Below are 22,856 nucleotides of genomic sequence, written 5' to 3'. Positions count from 1 at the left end.
CATCCTCGAACTGACCCACCCGACAACGCAGCGCCGCGCCCTGCTCGTGCAGTCGGAGATGGATGTCGTGGCCGACGGCTCGGATGGCGACCGCATGCCGACGCTGGAGGAGTACATCTACCTCTCCGACTACTACCAGCCCTTCACGAGCTATGCGTGGGCGAAGACAACGAAGACCCCGAACCCGCTCCTCGCCAAATGGGAGGACCGCCTGCAAAAAGCGCAGGATGAATTCTCGAAGAAGGGACTGAGTTCATCGCGTAACCGGGAGCTCAAGGTGATGATCGATCAGCTCAAGCTTGAGGTCTCCGACTTCAAAGTGCGCAGCAGTCTCATCGCGGATAAAGACCCCTTCATCGTCATCTCGCTGCTGTTCCGAGGCTATGCGGATCAGAACAAGTTCACGCCGCAGATCGGCGACTACGCAGCCGTAATTCACGAAGGAAAAATCTACCCTGCCATCTGCGGCGACTACGGCCCCAGTTTCAAGATGGGCGAAGCTTCGCTGCTCATGGCCAAAACCATCAATCCCAAGGCCACGCCGTATATCCGGCCCGAGAGTGATCTCAAGGTGACCTACCTCATCTTTCCCGGCACGGCGGAGAAGGAGCGCAGTGCGCCAGATCTCGCCAAATGGCGGGAAAAATGCCTGGCTCTGCTGGGAGAAGTGGGCGGCGTGGGCGCTGGTTTTGAGCTGCACACCTGGGAAGACCAGTTCAAGAAACCGGAGCTACCACCCGTCACGCCGCCACCGACCGATGGCACGGTCACCCCTGGCACACCAGGAACAATGACAATCCCTCCGGCAGTGCCATCTGCCACGACGCCTCCCCTGCCCGGCCCTGCCACGGGCCCTATCATTCTCACTCCCATCGAACCACCACCGACAGCGACGAAGTCAGGTGAAGTGAAAGCTGCGCCTGCCAAATCGAGCGGGACAAAGGCGAAAGCGAAGAAGAAGTAAATGCGTTGCATGAATGGCACTCAGTTAAGGGGTGTTGTCGTGCGTTCTGGAGGTCTGGGGCACCCGAGTCACGCGACAGCGTCTTGGAACCGAAGCGAAGCGGAGGTAGACAGCCGCAGGCTGCCCGAAGGGTGATCAGAGAGAATCAAAGCGGTGACAGAGATGCACGGCGCAAGCCTGCATCGCCGACACCGCTTTCGCGAGGTGTTGCATGCTCCTTGGCCTGAGCCTGCTGTCCGGCCTGCGAAAGCGGCGTCGCGCCCAGGCTTGCCGCACGCACTCCAAGACGCTGTCGCGTTCGCGTAAGTGCAGGACCAGAAGCAAGCGAAGCGAACGACATCTCGCCTTAGCTGAGTGCCATTCATGCATGGCAGCGTTGCTACCCGCTATCCTCAATCAAACACCACTGTCTTGTTTTTGACGACCAGCACGCGGTCACGCGAGTGCCACCAAAGGGCTTTGGCGAGGACGGTTTTTTCCAGGTCGCGACCGAGACGCACGAGGTCTTGGACGCTGTCTTCGTGACTGACGCGCATGACGTCCTGATGGATGATCGGACCTTCGTCGAGGTCTGCGGTGACGTAGTGGCTGGTGGCGCCGATGATCTTCACACCGCGCTGGAAGGCCTGATGGTAGGGCTTCGCACCGACGAAAGCAGGCAGGAAGCTGTGATGAATGTTCAGGATGCGGTGAGGAAACTCCGCGATCATCGCGGGACTAATGATCTGCATGTAGCGAGCCAGCACGACGGTGTCGATGCGGTTCTGGCGCAGCAGTTCAATCTGTGCCGCCTCCTGCGCGAGCTTGTTGTCCTTCGTGATGGGGAAGTGATGAAACGGAATGCCGAAGCGTTCCGCCGCGGGCCGGAGGGTCTCGTGATTGGCGACGATGAGCGGGATGTCCACGGGCAGGTCGCCGGATTCATGACGGGCAAGGAGATCGTACAGGCAGTGGTTCTCCTTGGTGACAAACAGCGCGATGCGCTTGCGCTGGCTGGCAAAGCTCAGGCGCATCTGCATTTCATGCCGACGCGCCATGGGCTGCAGGCGTGATTCGATCTCTTCTTTGTCGAGTGTGAATTTCTCCAGGCTCCATTCAAGCCGCATGAAAAAGGCGTTCTGCTCGGGGTCGATGTGCTGCTGCAGATCAATGATGTTCCCCTGATGCGAGAAAATGAACCCGGTCACATCATGCACGAGTCCGGGACGGTCCGGGCAATGGATGAGGAGTGTTGCGATGTCAGCAGAAGCCATGGTGAATCAGGATTACGAATGTGAAGCCGGGAAACGCGTACAAATGCCGTGGCCATCGATCAGCCCCGGAATCTGCTCGGCATGACGCCCAGAGGCGATGATGCACTCCACACCGCCGTGCACTGCGTCTTGCACGGCGCGCAGTTTGGAAATCATGCCGCCAGTACCAAGGGTGGATTTTTCCTCTTCGGCGTGGTGGATCACGTCATCGACGTTATCGACGACAGGGATCGGACCCTCTTCGGGTTTCTTGGTGTCGCGCAGAAGTCCTGGAGCGCTGGTGAGGAGGATGAGGACGTCCGCGCCCCAGAAGCGGGCGACGCGGGAGGAGAGCTTGTCGTTGTCGCCGTAGCGAAGTTCTTCGATGGCGACGGAGTCGTTTTCATTGATGACGGGGACCACCTGAGAGAACTCCATGAGGCGGTCGAGCACGGCTTTGACGCGTGGCGCGCGATCCGCGTTTTCGAAATCTTCATGCGTGACGAGCAGCTGCGCGACGTGCAGGCCGTGATCCCGCAGGAGGGATTCATAGGCGTGCATGAGGTGCGTCTGGCCCACTGCGGCGAGCGCCTGCAGGGTGGTCACATCTGTAGGACGTTGCTTGAAATCAAGCGGCTTCAGGCCGGAGGCCACGGCACCGCTGCTAACGACGACGACCGAATGCCCGGCACGCTTCAGCAGTGCGACGGCCTCGACGAGTTTGCGCAGCTGCACGGGATCGGGTTCAGGCGCGTCTTTACGCGTGAGAATACCAGAGCCGAATTTGAGAACGATGCGCTTGGAGGCCATGAGTCAGGGGGAAACGAGGGGCGGCGAATATGGCGGGGTGTGCTGCGATGCAAAGGGCAAAAGCCGGAGAGGTGGCCGCAAAAGCAGACAGATGGCCGCAAAAAGGCGCAAAGAGGTTCAAAAAAAAGAGGCGTGGGGCGGCTGCGCCAGGGCATACGGATTCCAACCGTATTTCAGTGCCCGATTCGAAAGCAGATCAGACTCTAATTTTTGCCCTTTTTGCGTTCCTTTGCGGCCAATCAACAGCTTACCAACGCACCACGGAACTGGCCCAGGTGAAGCCGCCGCCGAAGGCGACGAGGAGGACGACATCGCCTTTTTTGAGGCGGCCGGCCTTGTTGGCTTCGTCGAGAGCGACGGGGATGGTGGCGGCGCTAGTGTTGCCGTATTTGTCCAAATTCATGAACACACGGTCCAGTGGCAGGTTCAGGCGTTCGGCGATGGCGCTGATGATGCGCGCATTGGCCTGATGGGGAATGACGAGGGAGACATCCGCTGCGGTCAGGCCGGCGATTTCCAGCGCCTGCTGAGAGGCCTCCAGCATGCGGGTGACGGCATGCTTGAAGGTTTCGCGCCCTTCCATGTGGATGGTATTGGGATGCGACTCGACGTTTTCGGGGGTGATTGGGCAAGCTGAGCCGCCGCCTGGAACCTTGAGGACGTCAGCGAGAGTGCCGTCCGTGCCCATGACCGTGGAAAGCACGCGTCCAGGGGCGTCGGCTTCGGATTCATCGGCCCGGCGAATGACCACGGCACCTGCGCCATCGCCAAACAGCACGCAGGTGTTGCGGTCTTTCCAGTTGATGAGGCTGCTGAGCTTTTCTGCGCCAATGACCAGGGCTGTGGTGCGGTTGCCGGTGTTGATGAAATGACGCGCGACCTGAAGGGCATACAAAAAGCCGGAACAGGCGGCCGAGATGTCAAAACAGACGGCATTCACGGCCCCGATCTTCTTCTGCACAAAGCAGGCGGTGGATGGGAAGAACATGTCTGCCGTGACGGTGGCGACGATGATGAGCTGAATGTCCTCTGGAGCCACTCCGGCGCTGGCCATGGCACGGCGTGCGGCTTCGGAAGCGAGGTCACTGGTGGCCTGCTCTGGTGCGGCGACCCGGCGCTCTTTGATGCCGGTACGGGAGGTGATCCACTCGTCCGAGGTATCGACGATTTTGGACAGATCTTCGTTGGTCAGCACTTTTTCAGGCATGTAACTGCCTGTGCCAATGATGCTGGAGGCGCAAAAGGGCTGGGAACTAGGAGCGGGCATGGAGGGAAATGGAATGGGCGGTGGCGGCGGCTTCGATGTGAGGCCCCACCTGATGTTGGATGGATTCGCAAGCCTGACGGATTGCGTTCTTCATGGCAAGCGGAGATGCACTGCCGTGGGAGATGATGGTGATGCCCCGCAGGCCCAGCAGCGGCATGCCGCCGACCTCGTCGGGATTGGTGCGGTAGTGGACGCGCTTGAAGGCGGGCTTGGCCAGCAGACCGCCGATCTTGGTCCAAAAGCCGCTCTTAATTTCGCTCTTCACCATGCTGAAAATGGTATGGGCCAGCGCTTCGGCGTTTTTCAAAATGACATTGCCGGTGAAACCGTCGCACACGACGACATCCGGCGGCGTTTCCCAAACGTCATGACCTTCGACGTTGCCGATGAAATTGATGCCCGCGGTCTGCCGCAGCAGCTTGCCGGTTTCTTTGCACAGAGCATTGCCCTTTTCCGCCTCGGTGCCGTTGGACATGAGGCCCACTCTTGGATTTTCACGGCCCAGCACATGGCGGGCAAAGACGCTGCCCATGATGGCATTCTGCACCAGATGGGAGGGCTCGCTGTCCGGATTGGCCCCGGCATCGATCAGCACCCAGTGCTTGGTCAAGGACGGCATGATCGAGGCGATGGCCGGCCGCTCGATGTGCGTGAGGGTGCGCAGTTTGATCAGAGAGGCGGTGACGGCGGCACCGGTATGCCCGGCGCTGACCACGGCATCTGCCTTGCCATCTTTGACCAAATCAACCGCAACACTGATGGAGCTGTCCTTCTTCTTGCGCACGGCGTCGATGCCGCTGTCAGACATCTCGACGATCTGGCTGGCGGGGACGATCTCCAGTTTCGGGCTGGAAATTCCCTGCTTCTGCAGTTCCTGCTCAATGGCAGCCGGGACACCCACCAAAAACAATTTGGTGATGGCGGGCAGCGAATCGAGGGCGAGCTTGACGCCAGCGATGGGGTTTTGCGGGGCGAAATCGCCCCCCATGACATCCAGTGCGATCTTCATTCCTGCGGTTGCGTGAGAGTCTTCAAATGTATCGGGAGAAGAGTCTTAAAGCGTGCGGGGGCGGGAATGCAAATGAGAGTTTTTGGCCATCTCGGACAAAAACAAACCGGGAGTGCAGTGGCTGCACTCCCGGCTGAAAAAACGCAGGCTTGAACGGCGCGTTTAGTAAACGCCTTCCACGATGGTTTTCTCCATCGCGCCGAAGGGGCGGACGTCGGCGACGCCGTCCCAGGCATAGGGGGCGCGGGGCTTGCGGCGCATGGCCTCGTCGCGCTCCAGAAAGCGGGGCATGAAGAATTCCTTGGTCAGGGTGGTGAGCTCCACGCGGCCCCAGGCGTCGTATTCGACGGTCTGGTCGGTGTTCTTGGGATCGACCACACGCAGCACAGCACGGGGCTGAGGGGCGTAGTAGGAGATGGAGAAATTGTCTTCCGGGGTCAGCGGCACGCTGGCGGCCAGGCCCATGAGGGTGTTGCCATAGGTGGGGTAGAAGCCGATGCGGTTTTCCAGCACTTCTTCAACGATGAAGCGCACGTATTGAGGCGTCATGGTGGTGCCGCCGACGAAGCAGCCGCGGATGCCGACGGAGTAGAGATCAACCTTTTCGGCGAGGGCTTCGAGGAGCTTGGGTGTGGTGAAGATGGCGGAGATCTTGCGGTTCTTCAGGATGAGCACGGCCTGGTCGATCACGTGGTCCATGTACTGGCGGGCCACGTCGAACTGCTTGTTGGAGATGGCCTTCTTCACGAAGCGGGGGTCGAGATCGACGAAGTAGCAGGAGCTGCCGCGGTAGTTGGCCAGATGCTCCACGGCGAGGCGGAGGCGGCGGGGGCCGGTGGGACCGACCATGATCCATGATTCACCCGGCGGGAAGTGCTTGTCGTCGAGCTTGTGGCTGAACTCTTCGTAATCAACGCGGAAGTCATTCCAACCGATGCGCTGCTTGGGCATGCCGGTGGTGCCGCCGGTTTCGAAAATGTTGAAGGGCTTGCCTTTGAAGGCGGCGGGGACCCAGACTTCTGGCTGCTGATCGCGGAGCCATTCGTCCTGAAAATGTGGGAAGTTTGCCAAGATGTCCTCGTAGCTGTTCACCTTGCCACGGGGGTCGAAATTGTTTTTGGCCCAGTCGAGCCAGAAGGGGCAGCCGGTTTCTGGCGAGAAATGCCAGTTGATGATTTCGCGGACTTGGGTGTCGAGTTGGGTTTTGGCTTCGGCTGGAGTCATGGACGGAACGGGGGGATGGGAGCAGAGAATGTGAAACGGGAGGCAGTAAACGAAAGTGGAAATCACAGCCTTTCGATCAAGAAGCGTGAAATAAATTTCAGCAAGTTCGTCAAACAGGGGGCAGTTTAACCAAGTCAACCCAATCCACACTATGAAACTCAAGCATCTGCTCTGCTCCGCCCTTGTTCTGTTCTCGCTGGCCTCGTGCGTTGTCGGCCCCGGCTATGGCCGGCCGATTGTCAGACCTGTGGGCCGGCCTGTCGTCAGGCCCGTTGGCCGCCCCGTTGTTCTGCCTTATGGTGCACGGCCCTACCATCACGGTGGTGTGAACTATTACAATCATCGCGGCGTCTGGTACCGCCCACATGGCGGCGGGCACATCATCGTTCCGCGCCCTTATTAAAGACTCGCTGGCATGCCGGTGGTGCCGGAGTTGAAAAGCAGTATTGACGTGAGAAAGGTGCACAACGGCATCGCCGCTGTGATCGCTCTCGATTGCAGCGGTCCCCTTTCCCGCAAAACATGAGCCTTTCCCTCACTCAAGACGACAACACCGCCCTTTTTCGCAAAGCCTGGACACTCTACGACGCCATCTCTGAGAAGAACTACATGTTCCATCGTGAGATCTACGACCACGTCTCCGGGGTGCTGCAGGAGCGCCACGCGCAGGGGCCTTATCACCTCCTCGATCTCGGCTGTGGCAATGCCCGCTTCCTGGCGCCCTGCCTGAAACTCGCCCCGCCGGCCAGCTATGACGGCGTGGATCTCTCCGTCTCCGCTCTGGATGAAGCACGCACCAATTTGAAAGGCATCGCCAACACAGGGCTGCACCACAAGGACATGCTGCAGGCTGTGGAGAACGCAGACACGGCTTTCGACATCATCTTCAGCGGCTTTGCCGTGCATCATCTGGATGCCGCAGACAAGCAGCGCCTTTTCACCGCCTGCGCCGAGCACCTGGCTCCTGGCGGTCAGTTCATCCTGGTCGATGTCGTGCGGGAGGACGGCCAGACGCGCGAGCAATACCTCGACGGCTACCTGAACTTCATGCGCACGCAATGGACGGAGGTGCAGCCCGAGCATCTCGACGAAGCCTGCTCCCACGTATCCGCCTACGACTTTCCCGAGACTCTCGCTGACCTTACACAGATGGCGAAGCAGGCTGGGCTGTCGCAACCACTGGTGCTGAATCGTTTTTCCCAGCATCACGTGATGGTTTTTCTAAGTTAGGTTTGGAAAAATTCATTGCCAGTTTCGCAGGCTGTTGATTAGGCTTCCGAAATGCGATTAATCCTCTGCTGTTTCTTGCTGCCCTGCATGGCGGCAGCCCAGGATTTGACCTCGACTGTGACGCGGGATGACGCGCCGCTGGCGAATCCAGGCACAGTCGTGCTGAGCTATCGCAATGCCGTGGGAGCTGTGCGTGACAGCGTGGTGACGATCTGGGTCCGACATTGGAAGCCCAAGAACGAATGGTGGGATGACCGCTATGATCTCATGCCGCACGATGCGCGCCGCTCCGCAGGCAACGGCAACGGCAACGGCAGCGGCATCGTGCTGACCAAGGAGGGGCTGGTCATGACCAACTACCATGTGGTGAACGGGGCTCAGGAGATCATGCTGCGGGCACGTGGCAGTACCGAGGATATTCCGGCTGAGATCGTGGGCATGGACGGGGCGACGGATGTGGCGCTGCTGCGGGCAAAGAGCGGCACATGGCAGCCGGCCACCATGACAAACAGTGACAGCACGGAGCCGGGCGATGTGGTGCTGGCGCTGGGCAGCCCCTTTGGCCTGGAGCAGACCGTGACACTGGGCATTGTCAGCGCGACCGGACGTGCGGATATCCACGGGCTTGCCAGCAGTTTGCAGGATTTCATCCAGACCGACGCCGCCATCAATCCGGGCAACTCCGGTGGTCCGCTGATCGATGGCCGCGGTCGCGTCATCGGCATGAACACGGCGCGCTATGGCGGGGAGGGCATAGGACTTGCCGTTCCGGTGAATCTGGCGCTGAAGGTGGCGGAGGATCTGCGGAAGAGCGGTCAGGTGCGGCGCGGCTTCCTCGGGGCTCGACTGGCAGATGTGACGGACGGCGTGATCGCGGAGCTGAAACTGGGATCCGCCGTGAAAGGAGCCGTGGTGATGCAAGTGGAGGAAGGACAGCCGGCGGCGCAGGCCGGTCTGCTGCCGGGGGATGTCATCACTGCTGTGAACGGGCAGGCGGTGACGAGCCGTGCGCGCTTTCTCATGCGCATGACGACGTTTCAACCTGGAGAGCGCGTGAAGCTCGCGTTTACGCGGAACAACGAAATGCAGGACGTCATGGCAGCCCTGATTGAGCCCCCCGGAACCAAGCCAACACCCCAGGCATTGGAATGGGAGCTGCTCCCCGGATTGCGTGTGGTGCTGGTGAACGAAAAGCTGCGCAATCAGCTTCTGCTGCCGAAGGACTTTCAGGCCTTGCGGGCGCTCAGTGATTTCAAAACGGCGGACGGCGCACTCAAAGTGGCGGCGGGAGATTTTATTCTGCGGGTTAACGGATACGGTGTCACCCGCTCATTGGAGGACAGCGATGAGGGGTTCATCGAAAGGCTGCGCCCCAAGAAACCTCTGGTGCTGCTGCGACTGCAGCAAAAGTCCGGCGCTCAGATCGACATCGGCTTCCCACTGCCCGCCGCGAAGTAACCTGCCGCCAACCACTTCCAATCATGAACACCCCTGTTAGGTACGCACTCTTGCTCACTGCCTGGATGCTCATGCCAGTACATGGCGCTGAGCCCGGTTTGGAACAGGCGAACGGGCAGAATCCGGCGTTGCTTGGATTTTTGGGAACTCCTGGACCGGGAAGCTATCTGCGCGGCACGCCAGTCTGGCATCGTAGCGGGCAAATATTCGCGCTCGAGCCATACGCCGCCGGACTGCACCGGCTGAGCATCTGGAAACCGGACCCGAAAACATTTCGCGCCGCACGCACAGCCATGTTCAATGTCGGGGAGTCATGGTGCGTTTCGCAGCGTGGCGACCTGCTCTGCGCGCAGTCGCCGCGCAAGGACGACGAGGCGCTTGATCCTGCCACCAACCGGATGGCCTGGCGGGCGGGGGCGTTTGGCTGTTTCCGGATGCAGGACGGCAAACGGCTGTGGAAACTGCCGATTCGCGAAAACGAATTCGTCACGGGTGCGGCGTTCACCCTCGACGACAAGATGGTGGTCGTGCTGAGCATCTGGAGCAATCAGAAGAGCCTGCGCCTGCTCGATGCCGCCAGTGGCATGCTGGTGCGCCAGCATGACTTCGAGGGGCGGGAGTCAGGGAGCGAATTCCAGTCATGGCGGCTGATGATGCGTGCAGACGAGGTCTGGATGCAGCACAAAGAAGAGGAGAAAACCGTCCTGCTGCGCCTGCCCCTGAGCACTTTGCAGCCGGTGAAGGTGAACTGCCCACCGCTGGAGGAGTTTCGGGGCGGAGTATCTGTGGCACCGGATGGCAGGCACATCCTGCTGGAAGGCAACGGCGAGGTCATCTGCCTTGGCCTCACCAACGGCAAATGGAGCGCTGTTTATGAAGACCATGACTACCACCCCGTCACTGAAGGCGGGGGAGTCGGAGACACTCTGCACAACGCCTTGTTCACGCCTGATGGTCGTTCCATCGTCCTTGTCTCCGATGACTCCGCACGTGTGACAGAACTTGCCTCAAAGAAGACGCGACGCATCAAGCTGGATCACTGCCAGGGGGGCACCCTGTCACCTGACGGCGGACATCTGCTGCTGGAGCACGAGCATGGCCTGGAGATCATCAGCCTGCGTGAAACGGATGCCACCAATCCAGCGCGGCACCGCCAGTCGGTGCGCCGTCCCCATCTGCTCCGGTTTGCCAAAGACGGCAGGACGCTCTTCTGCAACGATTCCGAAGGGATCTGGGTCTGGGACATGGCGACCCGCAAGCCGCGTGCCTGGTTAAAGAGCCAGCATCATCATAGCTCGATCGAAAGCACCTTTGACACCCTGGCTTTGGTGGCCAATGAGACGGAGGCCCTGGCGGAAGAACACGACAATTATCTGCGGTGGAAGCTGCCGGCACTCAGCGGTCCGCCACCTGAAACACCCCTGATCGTGAAACCGGAGCTGGCATTTGGCGGGGTGAGTTCGGCTCAGTTGGGCGATTGGTCTTATTCCGGTGTCTTCGTCGATCCTGCGGAAAAGTGGTTCATCACGGCAAACAGCCTCAAGCAGATCGTGATTCGTCGGGGACTGGGTGCTGGCATATCACGTGGGGTCAAGGACAAAACGCCGCCAGTAAGCTCGCAGCATTGGTTTTTCGGCCAGGATGACAGCTTCACCTTCTTCGGTGAGACATACTCCGCATGGCTGCGGCTGGATTTGCAGCAGGGCACCGTTGCGGAACTCTCCACGGTCCGCTACGAGCCCATCGCAGTGCTGCCCCGGCGGCAGTTCGTGATCAGTGAGGGGAATGCGCGCATCTGGGCCAGCAGCTTGGACGGCAAAACAAAACTGCCCGACTTCGAAAAACCCGCGCGCGGTTATTCTCCCGATCTCAACATCAAGGCCGCGGTGAGCGCGGATGAAAAACGCTGCGCCTGGATGCTGATGGACGACGTGCGGCAGCGGCAGCACCTGTTTGTGTGGGAGATCGAAACGGGCAAACTGATCGGTCAGACGCCAGTGATGACCAACGACATCAGTTGCCTCGCGCTGCAAGCCGACGGCGCCATGGTGGTGTGCGGGCACCAGAATACCGCCATCTCGCTGTGGGATGTGGCAAAGCTCACGCCGCTGCCAGCTCCCGCTGCTGCCGCCACGCCGGCGACTGCGCCACCCAGACCGGCTGCCACTCCCACGCCGAATTCACCAGCGCCTTCTGCCACCGTGCGGCGTGAGCATCGATTCGGCAGCGGCTTGTGGGATTTTCGTGAAAACGGCACGGTGACGAAGGGCGCAAGTCTACCGGAGGCCGGCCTGCTGCGTGTCGATTCCGCCCTTTTCGAATCAAAGGCGCACCAGCTCACGCACCCGTTTGATTTGAGCCGTTTTCAGAGCGCCCAGATGAATTTTGATGCCGAAACACGCCCCAATCCCGGCGACCTGAAGTTCCGGCCGCTGCAAAGCCGCGAATATGTCGATGTTTCCGCAGGACTCATCCAGATCAGTGAAGGGCAGGCCGGGAAGGTTTGGGTGTCCCGCCAAGTGGGCAATCCAGCAGGCTCAGGCGGTGCGTTCCTGACTTTCACCGACGCCTTCACCTTGCTGGGCAACGAAGACAAAAACGTCATGGTCGAGTTTGACGTGCAGTTTCCCGCGCTGACCAAGTCATTCATCGATTCCAGCTTCAAGCCTGTGGTGATCGAGCCGGATGGCGCTCTCAAGGTCGCAGCGGACGCCGTTTGGATCGCCGCGCTGCCTGAGAAGGGCGCGGCGGCAACTGTGCCGGTGTTCATGTTTCGCAGCGCCTCCGGCAGCGCGACGGCGCGGCTGATGTGGAAGCAGGAGACCAGCACGCTCACCGTCAGGCATTCCGTAGCGCTGGTGCCCGGGGAGACACGCTGCGCGATTCATGCGCTGCGTGTGGTCACCTTGAAGGATGGCGAGTCGCCCGCGCAGATCTCGGTGCCGCAGGTGACCGATCATGGCATCCTGACGGTGGAATCCGTGCGGCGTCATGGGGTCAATTTTGGCCTGACAAGTGAGCACGACACCACTATCCCGCCACGCCATCCCAATTCACGCCGTATCCCCGACGAGTTTGGCGAGCAGTGGGAGATCGATGCTGGCGGAAGTCTGAACAACAGCAGCACGACGTCTTCCGCGCATCAGATGTGGATTGATGGCGCGCCGCTGCCATTCAGCAGCCCCGGCATGTTCATTTTTCGCGATGTTTCCTGGGCCTCTCTGCAAACAATGACGTTCATGTCCACCGTTAATGGATCGTCGCTGGACAAGCGACTCTCCGTCTTGCGATCCATCAGGCGCTCGGGGGACCAGACTTTGCCCCATATCATCGACAATGTCACCAATCGAACGGACCAGCCGGTGGTCGCGCATGTGGCTTATGTCAGCACCTTTGCCGAACCGGTGAAGGCGCTGTACGATGCCAGCGGGAAACTGGTGCAGCCATCCGTGGCGTCTTTAACGGGCGCGGCGCTCGGCGGTTCACTGATTGTGGAGTTCTCCGGGCCGAAACGGCCGGCGACGGCGCTCGCTTTCTACCAGGGTGGTGCTGCCGCCGAGCCCAAGGTTTCCTGGCCCTCGGCCAAACTGTTGAAAATCGAATATGAAGTCACGCTGCCGCCCAAAAAATCCGTGGAATTCTGGCATGGTGCCACGCAACGCGACCTGGCAAGCTTCAGTTCCGTCTCAGAAGCGTTCACGGGGGTGCTGCCCTTCAAGCGAAATCCCGTTTATCAACGGGAAGGTCTCATGAATGTGAAGTGAGACTGGGGTTCACGGCCTGAAAGACGCTCCTGACGGGTCTCGTTTGCCTTCGCACCTCTGATGATCCGACGCGCCCTCTTTCTCGCTTCTCTTTCCGCCGCCGCCAGTGCTGCGGACATGACGCATTTTGAGCAGCGCATCCGCCCGCTGCTCATCGCGAACTGCATCGACTGCCACGGCCCCGACAAGCAGAAGGGTGGCCTGCGGCTCGACTCGCGTGCCGGATGGCAGACCGGGGGCGATTCGGGTCCTGCGCTGGTGCCTGGGAAGCTCGCCGAAAGCAAGCTCTGGCAGGCGGTGAGCTATGCGGACCGAGATTTACGGATGCCGCCCAAGCGCAAGCTCAAGGACAGCGAACTCGCCGACCTCAAGCTCTGGATCGAATCCGGTGCGCCTGATCCGCGCGATGACGTGGCCAGCACCGGTGGCAAAGCGAAGTCCGCCCGTGCCGATGCCAGCTTCTGGTCCTTTCAGCCGCCCAAGGCTGCGCCGGTGCCCGTGGTGAAAAACACCGCATGGCCTGCGAATGACATCGACCGCTTCATCCTTGCCAAACTGGAGGCCAACCAGCTCGCGCCAGCGCCAGATGCGAGCACTTCTATTTTGCAGCGCAGGCTGGCCTTTGACCTCACGGGACTGCCGCCGGACCTGTCCCAGCCTGCGCCGCTGACGCCGCAGGCCTATGAGAAGCGGGTGGACGAACTGCTTGCCTCCAGTGCTTTTGCGGAGCGATTTGCCTCGCACTGGCTGGACATCACCCGCTTTGCGGAGTCCTCCGGCGGTGGTCGTTCCCTGCCCTTCAAAGATGCATGGCGTTTCCGTGATTACGTCATCGAAGCCATCCGCGACAATGTGCCGGTGGACCGCATGATCACCGAGCATCTGGCGGGTGATCTGCTGCCAGCCACAGACTCCGCAGCCCGCCGCAGGCAAGTCACGGCCACAGGATTTCTCGCGCTCGGTCCCACGAACTACGAGGAGCAGGACAAAGGCATGCTGCGCATGGACATCGTGGATGAACAGCTCGACACGCTGGGCCGCGCCTTTCTCGGCCTCACGATCGGCTGCGCACGCTGCCATGATCACAAGTTTGATCCCATCTCTGCGCGGGACTACTACGCACTCGCGGGCATCCTGCGCAGCACGAAGACGCTCAGAAACTACACCGACAACGTCGCGCATTGGATCGACACCCCGCTGCCGCTGGAGGGTGATGCCGAGGCCACCATGCAAAAACACGAGCAGCAGGTGAATGAGCTCAAGCGCCAGATAGCAGTACTGAAAGACAGCCTGCGGGATGCCGGCAGTGCGGATTTACGGGGACGCAAAACCATCGCAGTGAGTGACCTCCCGGGCATCGTGGTGGATGACAGCGAGGCGCAAAAAGTCGGTATCTGGAAGCAGTCCACCAGCTATGCGCCCTACATTGGCAAAGGCTATCTCAGTGACAACAACGAAGGCAAAGGCGAAAAGACCGTCACCTTCACACCGAAGATTCCGAAGACCGGGCGCTACGAGGTGCGCCTGGCTTTCAACGGCGGCCCTGACCGTGCGGAGAGCGCCACCGTCACCATCCTGCATGCCGATGGCGAGGAGCTGAAGGAGGTCAAGATGCTCACGGAGGGCTTGAAAGGATTGCAGTTTGCTTCACTGGGCACCTACCGGTTTGAGGCCAACGGCCAGGGCTTTGTCCTCATCTCCAATGCCAGTTCGCAGGGCTATGTGACGGTGGATGCCGTGCAGTTTCTGCCTGCCGATGAACCGGTCGCCAATGCTCCGGTGGTCGCGAAGGAATTGCCCGCCACCATCAAGATCCAGCGGCAGAAGCTTGATGAACTGAAAGGACAGATAAGCGCCATCCAAAAGCTCCAGAAGCAGCTCGCCGGGCTGGAGAAAGAACTCAAGGCTCTGCAAAAGGACATTCCTGACCGCCCCGAGGCGATGTCCGTGGCGGAAGACAGCGCTCCCGAAGACGCCAAGATCCACATTCGCGGCAGCGTTCGCAATCTGGGCGCCAGCGTGCCGCGTGGGTTCATTCAGGCAGCGCTCCATGGCGATGCTCCTGGCATTCCCGCCGAAGCCAGCGGCCGCCTGCAACTGGCGCAATGGATCACCTCGCGTGAGAATCCACTGACGGCGCGAATCATGGTCAATCGCGTGTGGCACTGGCTTTTTGGCGCGGGCATCGTCCGCACCACCGATAACTTCGGCTCCACTGGAGAAGCGCCGAGTCATCCTGAACTGCTCGATTATCTCGCCCTCAAGTTCATTGAGGATGGCTGGAGCCTGAAGCATCTCGTCAAGCAGATGGTCATGAGCCGCACCTACCGTATGGCTTCCACGAGTGCGGCCTCCGCTGCCCGGCAAGCGATGGATCCGGACAACCGCCTGCTTAGCCATATGAACCGCAAACGCCTGGATGCCGAGTGCCTGCGTGATGGGATGCTTGCTGCAGCAGGCACCTTGGACCGCGCCTTTGGCGGACCTGGGGTCAGTGAAGTCAAAGCGGTGGATGCCAACGATCAGAAGATTCAGAACATCGAATACGGCTACCAATTCCTCGACACACGCCGCAGCCTTTACACCGCCGCTTTTCGCAATGTGCGCCACCCGCTGTTTGAAGTCTTCGACTTCGCCGACATCAACCAGCCCATCGCCCAGCGCACCACCAGTACCGTCGCCACGCAGGCGCTCTTTCTGATGAACTCCCCGAAGGTCATCGAGCAGGCGCGCCATGCTGCAGATGTGGTGCTCAAGTCATCGCCTGAGACTGAGAAGCGCATTGATGCCGCGTTCCAGAACTCCTTGCAGCGCTCCCCCACGGAGAAGGAGCAGACTCAGGTCCGCGAATTCCTCGAATCCAGCCTGTCCGGCAATGCCAGCGCGGATGACGTGCGCGACCTCTGGGCGCGCTTCATCCAGACGCTGTGGTCCACGCCGGAGTTTCGGTTCTTGGATTAACCGATTGGGAGCACTGTCATCCTCAAGCTCTGCCGGATGAGTGTGGGACCATGAAGCAACGTTGGGGCAGATGCTCGGAAGTGGTGGTGGCCGAGTTGAGATTTGGCATGTTTGGAATGCAGGCTGCGGAGCGCTTTGGCGCGAGGAGTCACATCTGGCTAAGGCTAATTGGGCGCTCAGATCCTCAGCGCCACGCAGCGGACCATTGCTTCGCGAAGTACGTGAGAATCATGTCCGCGCCGGCACGGCGGATGCCGATGAGGGATTCGTTGACGATCTTGGTTTCGTCGATCCATCCACCTGCGGCACCGGCTTTGATCATCAAATACTCGCCGCTGACCTGATAGGCAGCGATGGGCAGCGTGGTGGCGGCGCGAAGCTTGGCGATGATGTCGAGATAGGGACCTGCGGGCTTCACCATGAGGATGTCGGCACCTTCGGCTTCATCAAGCGCGGCTTCACGCAGTGCTTCGCGAGCATTGGCGGGGTCCATCTGGTAGGTCTTCTTGTCTCCTGCCTTTGGAGCGGAGTCCAGCGCGCCACGGAAGGGGCCATAGTAGGCGCTGGCATACTTGGCGGTGTAGCTCATGATGGAAACGGCCTGAAATCCAGCGCCATCCAGCGCAGCGCGCAGCGCGGCCACGCGTCCGTCCATCATATCGCTCGGTGAGACGATATCCGCACCCGCGCGTGCGTGGCAGAGCGCCTGCTGGCAGAGCACGGCCACGGTTTCGTCGTTCAAAATGCGGCCGTCATCGGTCACGAGGCCGTCGTGGCCGTCGCTGTTGTAGGGATCGAGCGCAACATCGGTGATCACCGTCAGCGTGGGGTGCGCGCTCTTCAGTGCACGGATCGCACGCGGCACGAGGCCGTCATCCGCATGGCAGGCTTCGGCGCCACGGGTTTTGAGTTCATCAGGGATACGCGGGAACAGAACGACGGCAGGAACGCCGAGTGCGTGTGCTTCTCCGGCTTCTTTGACCAGACCGTCTAGGCTCCAACGTGTGCAGCCCGGCATCGAGGCGATGGGAGTGTTGGTATCCCCTTCCTGCAGGAAGAGCGGATAAATCAAATGGCCCGGTGTCAGTTCCGTCTCGCGTACGAGATCGCGGATGGCGGGAGACTGGCGGTTGCGGCGGGGGCGGATCGGAAGGTTCATCTGCCGTGATTATACGAGGGGAGGCTAGCCGAGGGCAAACGCCGAATCAGGCCATCGCCGGCAAAACGTTCAGACCTTCTAACGCGGCGATGTCACGCTGCAAAGCGTCAAAACTCAGGAATACTGTGGCCTGCCATTGCAGTGCCGTGGCAATGTGGAGCAGATCAAAGGAACGCGCCCCGCGTTTCATCGTGTAGCGTTCGCTCAAACGCTCAACCTCTTTAGTCACAGCTGCATAGTTCACACCCGCTTCGATGACCATGCCTGAATCCAAATCGATCTCAAATTGCGCCAGCATTGACATGGCTTCCGTCTCCAAATACCCCTTTCTGGCATCACTTGAGCGCAGGAAAACTTGGAATCTGACGGCCTGCCGGAATTCATAAGACAGCAAAGGAGATATCACTATCGGAGCGCCAATGTCTTCAAGAGTGACAATAGCCATTTCCGAATGGCTTTGCTGCCGGTACAGCGAACACAGAAAGGAGGTGTCTGCGCAGTGCATCAGCTGTGGCAGTTTTCAATCTCGGCCTCGCGCATCGCTTTCACTTCATCATCGCTGAAAACGCGACTGCCCCAAGTCTGACGGAGACGGGCGCGAAAGTCAGGCAATGGCACTCCGTGCGCTTTCTCCACAGCTGGAATGATGACCCCCAGCTTTTTTCCAGCCTTCGATAAAAACACCAACTCACCGGCAGCCAGCAGGCTTTCGATGCGCGAGGTCTGATCGAGTGTCAGGGTGGACATAACTCTCAAGAATAATCGTTTTGCCGGTTTATGGCAAGTGCTGCCGGAAATGAAAATGGACAGGGCTGAGCCACGTATCCATTCGCAACGTTTGATGATGCCTACCACGTGTGGGGGTTATCGTGGTGGCAGAGGGGAGATTTGAACTCCCGAGTCAAAAATCGCAATCCACACACGTCCATGAAAGTGTTAATTCGTTATTAATGAACCATTTAATTTTTACCGGACAGCGCTGGACAAAACTGGATGTTCTTAGCTATGTTCACAGGTGGCCAGCCTCTGGAAACATCCTGAAAGCAAATTCTTCTTCGCGTGCTTTACCGACCGTGCAGGTCGTCGGCTGAAGCGCTCAACTAAGGAGACCAACCGTGCAAACGCACAGAAGATTGCTGATGGCTATGAGTTGGCCGCACGGCAAAAGCAGACGGTCCGGCAGATCAGAACTGTCATTGGTGAGCTGCACAAGACAATCACAGGCCAGGATGTTGCCACCCTCACCTTTCAAGAGCATTGCGACAACTGGCTTGCTGAAAAGAAAGGCACAGCGCCTGCAACGCTCGTTTTCTATCGGGGATCGGTGAAGAAGTTCCTCACTTTTCTCGGAGAACGCGCAGAGTCAGACATCAGCGAAATTGATGCAAAAACCGTCCTCACCTATCGAAACGAACTCATCACCCTAGTCAGCCCAAAGACAGTCAATCATGACATAAAGACGGTAAAAGCGTTGTTCAAAGCAGCGCGACGAGATCATCTTTTGGTAGATGATCCAACGGAATTCATCGAAACCGTAAAGGGACGCACAGATGCTAATCGCCGTCCATTTACATTGGAGGAGGTAAAGCGTGTATTGGCTGTCGCCAATGATGAATGGAAGAGCATGATCCTGTTCGGTCTGTACACTGGCCTGCGCATTTCAGATGTGGCAATGTTGCGTTGGTGCAACGTGGACTTGGAGAAGAAGGAAATCACAATCATCGTGCAAAAGACCGGCAAGTCGCTGATTCTTCCCATCGCGGGTCCGCTGGCGTCTCATTTGGAATCCATGCCTTCCTCAGACGATCCACGCGCGCCTTTGCATCCCAAAGCCAACGGCACCTGGGAACGGGAAGGCAGAACAGGCAGGCTTGGAAACCAGTTCTCCGAACTACTGATAGATGCGGGTTTGCGCAAGCCATCGCCAAAAGCGAGCCCGAAGAAGGGGCAAAAAGCCCGTCGCGAGGCTCAGGAGCTTTCGTTCCACTGCCTGCGTCATACAGCCATCTCACTGATGAAAGAGGCGGGCATTCCGGAATCCGTAGTCATGGCGATTGTTGGCCATTCGAGCAAGGAGGTGTCAGCCCGCTACACCCACGTCGGAAGCGAAGCAATGCAGAAGGCGGCAGACGCACTTCCTGATATTATGCTTTCGCACAAAAAATAAGCTGTTTGCAAGCGGAGCCGAAATGAATAGAACTGAATCGCGATGAATATTCCTGATTCACCTGCGCCGTGGGCGCTAACCCTCGCAAATACTATCGGTACGGAGCATTGGAACGCGCTCAAGAATCCAGGAAAAATCACATCTGAAGAACGCAAAAACGCAGCAAAAATCATTCAGGCGCTTGTCGAAGTGGGAGCAAGAGAAGTCAACAATCCCAGGAACGCTAAGCGGGGTCCAAAACCACGCGGAAAGTCCAATCAAACAGATGACGACATTGCGAGTCTTTGGTCATGCATTCGCATGATTCTAGAACTCCCGAGCAAAACGAGCCTTCCGTCAATTTCCACAAAAGCAGGTTCCGTGCTCCATCATTCACGAGCTTTCATGCAGAATCACTTATTGCTTACAACTGAAGAAGCCAGGATTGTTCAATTTCACCTAATGTCTTGGAGCCAAGTGACTCCCGCCATTTCTGACGAATGCAAAAATTTGCCCAAACCCATCGGGGAATTGAATCCTCCGGTCAGCCTGGAGTTTTGGGCCGGTTCCGAATCCCCTCAAGAGAAAGTTGGAGATAGTCGCCCAAAGCGCTCAAAGCGCACCCAACATCTAGATGCAACATTCGTAAGCCTCGTCCGTCTTATGGAATTGCACAAAGCCCCATTGTTTCATGACGAACGCGTAACGATTCACACGGATGCTCGCGACGAAGAGTGGCGTCACCTAGAGTTTCATGAATTCAACTCCCCCCAAGAACTAGGTCTCAAGAAAAAGGACATTTTATGGACAGTCATCGGGAGAATGTTCCACCTAAAAACACTCCTTCATCAAGCCAGCTTTGCTTGGTCCCCAAATGATTCAGAGCAGCTAATATTTGATCTGGAAAATGCGAACAGACCACTTGGGCAATCACTAAAAAAATCTGGAATCGACCCGTCACTAAAAAAATCTGAGATCGACCCAGTTATCGCGAATCTTAGCACCCTGAAAAGAATCATTGTTTCCTCATCGGATCGTCAAGGCATTGGCCCTTTCAGCTCTTTTCTTCCTTCGTTCATTTATAAATCGTTTCCGCTCCCGGCGTTACCAGGTCAAATCGTAGCAGGCTAACCCCCTTGTGTCGCATGAGGCACAAGTTACAGCAAAGAGACCCAGCAAAAAGGACCTGCAATTCCCCGCCCATTCGCGTTATAATAAATTGAGAGGTCGGGCTTACCCCCGGCCATTTTCATCCACCCACATGCCCCGGCGAACCCATTATTCGCCCTGCATCGACCGCGTCATTGTCTGCGCGTTGTACCATGAAGGCCGGCGGCTACGCCGTCCCATGACGCAACTGGTTAACGATCTGCTCACCTCATCCCTGCAACACACGCAGGGATGGAGCATCGCTGCTACGCAGATGAGCGTCCCGGCTCAGGGCCGCATTCAGGAGGCTGGCATCACCGGCTAGCCGCACCACGTCGTCACGGCATCCCACTTCACTTGCCCGGTTCTCTCGCAAGAGGGGCCGGGTGTTTTGTTGTCGGGCCATGTGGCGGCTTTTCATCCACCCAAGCAACACCCACCCCACATCAGGAGACACACCACCATGGCCATCAAACTCAACGCCAACTACAGCAAAAAACTCGGTCTGCCCCAATACAGCAGCCACAGCTTCAGCGCCTCCGTTGAAGTCGAACTCAGTGACATCACCCAGGTCGAAGCCGAAGTGCAGAAGCTCTACCAGTTGCTGCAGCACTCCGTCGATCAGGAAATCCAACACCCCGGTTACGTCCCGACGGCCAATACCAACGGGAACGGGCATGCAGCGCCACAGACAAACGGACGCACCTACCCGGTTAACGGCAACAATCGTCCCGCTCCACCGCCCGTCACGGATCGCTGGAACTGCACCGACGGTCAGCGCGGGTTCATCCTGCGCATCGTCAACGAGAACGCCCGCATCACCAAACAGGTGGCGGAGGATCTGTCCCAGCAGCTCTTCGGCATCGGCGTCAAGCAGCTCAACAAGATGCAGGCTTCTCAATTGATTGAGGACCTGCTCGTCAAAGCCGGCAAACCCGCACCACGCCAGACCCGCTGGCAGCAACACCCCACCGCCCAAGCCGCATGAACACGCCCGCTGCCTCAGCACCAGAGCGCAGCGAGCAGGACATCATTACCTCATTGCAGGCAACAGTGTCAGCTTCACGGCTGTCGCTGTTCCTGCAATGCAGGTTGAAGTTCTACTTCCGCTACGTGCTCAAGCTCAAGAAACCCAAGACGGCCTCGCTCCATCTCGGCAATGCGGTTCACGCCGTGTTGAAGGCCTGGAACAAGGCACGCTGGGTGCAGCAGCCGCTCTCGCTCAAGGTGGTCCATGAGACCTACCAGACAGCCTGGGCGGACGACACCGAGGGATCGGTGGAATGGGAATCCGGGGAGGAAGAAGCCGACAAAACCACCGGCTGGCGTCTGCTCGACACCTACCTGCGCGAAAGTCATGTCCCTGCTGAGATTAAACCCGACGCCGTGGAAGTCCCGGTGGAGGCCGATCTACAACAGCACGGGCTGCCCCGTCTGATCGGCATTCTCGATCTGGTGCAACAACACCAGATCATCGACTACAAGACCAGCGCCACGACCCCCAACGCGGACAAGGTCGCACACAGCACTGAGATCCAGACCAGCAGCTACGCCATCCTGTACCGGCACAACACCGGCGCTCAGGAAGCAGGCATGCAGCTTCACCATCTGGTCAAACTCAAAAACCCCAAAGTGGTCATAACAACACTGCCAGCCATGAGCCCACCGCAAGAGACGCGGCTGTTTCGGCAAATGGAGGCTTACCTCGAAGGTTTGCAGCGTCGTGACTTCATCCCTTCGCCTGGGATGCACTGCTCAAGCTGCGAGTACTATAACGAATGCCGCCTATGGAGTTAACTCCATAGGCGGCACTATGCCGGGTGGCAAACTATGCCGGGTGAAGAGGCTTCAAACTCCAGCGTGCCACTCAGCACGCCAGATTCGCGAGCCATCACCCGGCATAGTTCTTTCAGGGTTCACAGGCTTCTGAGGAAGGCCAACAGTGAGTCCTCTGCTTTCAAGGGCACGATACTGGGGCACATACTGCCCCAGCACGCCTTCAGGCATTCGTTCGAATGTTCGTCTGTCATCAAAGAATACATTCATTTTGTTTCGTCCTTTCCACCACCTGGAGGTGGGGACAAAGCATGAAGACTATGCCGGGTGAAATCATCCAAACCTCGTCTGTTTGGACCCTCCACCCGGCATAGTTTGCCAGTCGGCATAGTGCCGTCGATGGCATTAAACTCTGCTGCAGGTCGGCGCTCACCACGAGTGCCGGCCTGCGGCCCATCCCCACATCCAACTATGAAACATCTCATTCTCATCGCGGGCCTGCTGATACTGTTCACGCCGAACACGTACGCAGGCTGGTTCTTCGACGATCCACCGCCCCCACCGCCGGACCTCGGTCCGGAATACCGCTCGAAGATCTCCAAGCTCGAAGAGCAAATGTCGGAACAGCACGTCATCGCCGACCGCTGGAAGATTGCTACTGGCAGTCTCGCGTTCGGCGCCCTGCTGTTGTTTGTCATCGGAACCGC

20 protein-coding genes are annotated in these 22,856 nt (G+C 58.8%); 12 read left to right on the top strand and 8 right to left on the bottom strand.

All coding sequences use genetic code 11. The features are described 5' to 3' along the window. Positions 1–964: glycoside hydrolase family 75 protein (locus tag ACIREA_RS06695; protein WP_397381489.1), on the top strand; the 964-nt coding region annotated here is incomplete at its 5' end. Between the two features lie 392 nt (positions 965–1,356). Here the strand turns inward: ACIREA_RS06695 and purU are convergent. From purU to ACIREA_RS06670, 5 genes are all read right to left on the bottom strand, one after another. Further along, on the bottom strand, positions 1,357–2,217 hold the full coding sequence (purU, locus tag ACIREA_RS06690) for a formyltetrahydrofolate deformylase (RefSeq protein WP_397381488.1): 861 nt from the start codon (positions 2,215–2,217) through the stop codon (positions 1,357–1,359). A gap of 12 nt (positions 2,218–2,229) precedes the next feature. Continuing rightward, complete coding sequence (gene proB / locus ACIREA_RS06685) at positions 2,230–3,006, bottom strand: glutamate 5-kinase (protein WP_397381487.1); 777 nt, start codon at positions 3,004–3,006, stop codon at positions 2,230–2,232. Positions 3,007–3,253: 247 nt separating this feature from the next. Continuing rightward, positions 3,254–4,273: a beta-ketoacyl-ACP synthase III gene (locus ACIREA_RS06680; RefSeq protein ID WP_397381486.1), complete on the bottom strand. Its 1,020-nt coding sequence runs from the start codon at positions 4,271–4,273 to the stop codon at positions 3,254–3,256. Beyond that, on the bottom strand, positions 4,260–5,282 hold the full coding sequence (gene plsX, locus ACIREA_RS06675) for a phosphate acyltransferase PlsX (RefSeq protein WP_397381485.1): 1,023 nt from the start codon (positions 5,280–5,282) through the stop codon (positions 4,260–4,262). The genes ACIREA_RS06680 and plsX overlap by 14 nt, the downstream gene beginning before the upstream one ends. 162 nt (positions 5,283–5,444) lie before the next feature. After that, complete coding sequence (locus ACIREA_RS06670) at positions 5,445–6,506, bottom strand: hypothetical protein (RefSeq protein WP_397381484.1); 1,062 nt, start codon at positions 6,504–6,506, stop codon at positions 5,445–5,447. Positions 6,507–6,657: 151 nt separating this feature from the next. On the opposite strand from ACIREA_RS06670, the gene ACIREA_RS06665 reads away from it, so the two are divergent. The 5 genes from ACIREA_RS06665 (at position 6,658) to ACIREA_RS06645 (ending at position 15,919) form a co-directional block, all read left to right on the top strand. Further along, the gene (locus tag ACIREA_RS06665) at positions 6,658–6,909 is read left to right on the top strand and encodes a hypothetical protein (protein WP_397381483.1); all 252 of its coding nucleotides are present in this window, start codon (positions 6,658–6,660) and stop codon (positions 6,907–6,909) included. Positions 6,910–7,028: 119 nt separating this feature from the next. Then, entirely contained in the window at positions 7,029–7,736 is a 708-nt protein-coding gene (locus ACIREA_RS06660) for a class I SAM-dependent methyltransferase (RefSeq protein ID WP_397381482.1), read from the top strand. 87 nt (positions 7,737–7,823) lie between these two features. Further along, positions 7,824–9,194, top strand: coding sequence for a S1C family serine protease (locus tag ACIREA_RS06655; RefSeq protein ID WP_397381481.1), 1,371 nt, complete (start codon positions 7,824–7,826; stop codon positions 9,192–9,194). A 23-nt stretch (positions 9,195–9,217) separates the two neighbouring features. After that, complete coding sequence (locus tag ACIREA_RS06650; protein WP_397381480.1) at positions 9,218–12,958, top strand: hypothetical protein; 3,741 nt, start codon at positions 9,218–9,220, stop codon at positions 12,956–12,958. A 60-nt stretch (positions 12,959–13,018) separates the two neighbouring features. Next, entirely contained in the window at positions 13,019–15,919 is a 2,901-nt protein-coding gene (locus ACIREA_RS06645; protein WP_397381479.1) for a DUF1553 domain-containing protein, read from the top strand. A 184-nt stretch (positions 15,920–16,103) separates the two neighbouring features. Here ACIREA_RS06645 and hemB read toward each other — a convergent pair whose 3' ends face one another. Genes hemB through ACIREA_RS06630 form a run of 3 tightly spaced genes read right to left on the bottom strand, consistent with a single transcriptional unit; the run spans position 16,104 to position 17,933 of the window. Further along, positions 16,104–17,078, bottom strand: a complete 975-nt coding sequence (gene hemB, locus ACIREA_RS06640) for a porphobilinogen synthase (protein WP_397381478.1) — start codon at positions 17,076–17,078, stop codon at positions 16,104–16,106. A gap of 46 nt (positions 17,079–17,124) precedes the next feature. Beyond that, positions 17,125–17,583 carry a type II toxin-antitoxin system VapC family toxin gene (locus tag ACIREA_RS06635; protein ID WP_397381477.1) on the bottom strand — a complete coding sequence of 153 codons (459 nt, stop codon included), beginning with the start codon at positions 17,581–17,583 and terminating at the stop codon, positions 17,125–17,127. Then, complete coding sequence (locus ACIREA_RS06630; RefSeq protein ID WP_397381476.1) at positions 17,583–17,933, bottom strand: hypothetical protein; 351 nt, start codon at positions 17,931–17,933, stop codon at positions 17,583–17,585. Before ACIREA_RS06630 ends, ACIREA_RS06635 begins: the two co-directional genes overlap by 1 nt. A 160-nt stretch (positions 17,934–18,093) precedes the next feature. Between ACIREA_RS06630 and ACIREA_RS06625 the strand changes: the two genes are divergently transcribed. From ACIREA_RS06625 to ACIREA_RS06600, 6 genes are all read left to right on the top strand, one after another. Continuing rightward, complete coding sequence (locus ACIREA_RS06625) at positions 18,094–19,245, top strand: tyrosine-type recombinase/integrase (protein WP_397381475.1); 1,152 nt, start codon at positions 18,094–18,096, stop codon at positions 19,243–19,245. 42 nt (positions 19,246–19,287) lie between these two features. After that, the gene (locus ACIREA_RS06620; RefSeq protein WP_397381474.1) at positions 19,288–20,355 is read left to right on the top strand and encodes a hypothetical protein; all 1,068 of its coding nucleotides are present in this window, start codon (positions 19,288–19,290) and stop codon (positions 20,353–20,355) included. Between the two features lie 130 nt (positions 20,356–20,485). After that, positions 20,486–20,698 (top strand): hypothetical protein, encoded by a 213-nt coding sequence (locus tag ACIREA_RS06615; protein WP_397381473.1) that lies wholly within the window; start codon positions 20,486–20,488, stop codon positions 20,696–20,698. Between the two features lie 138 nt (positions 20,699–20,836). Continuing rightward, entirely contained in the window at positions 20,837–21,361 is a 525-nt protein-coding gene (locus ACIREA_RS06610; protein WP_397381472.1) for a hypothetical protein, read from the top strand. Continuing rightward, positions 21,358–22,170 carry a RecB family exonuclease gene (locus ACIREA_RS06605; RefSeq protein WP_397381471.1) on the top strand — a complete coding sequence of 271 codons (813 nt, stop codon included), beginning with the start codon at positions 21,358–21,360 and terminating at the stop codon, positions 22,168–22,170. The genes ACIREA_RS06610 and ACIREA_RS06605 overlap by 4 nt, the downstream gene beginning before the upstream one ends. A 450-nt stretch (positions 22,171–22,620) precedes the next feature. Beyond that, a partial coding sequence (locus ACIREA_RS06600; RefSeq protein WP_397381470.1) for a hypothetical protein occupies positions 22,621–22,856 on the top strand: 236 nt, incomplete at its 3' end.

This window comes from Prosthecobacter sp. (assembly GCF_044373815.1).
Taxonomy (GTDB): Bacteria; Verrucomicrobiota; Verrucomicrobiia; order Verrucomicrobiales; family Verrucomicrobiaceae; genus Prosthecobacter.
This window is presented reverse-complemented; position numbering and strand designations above follow the sequence as displayed.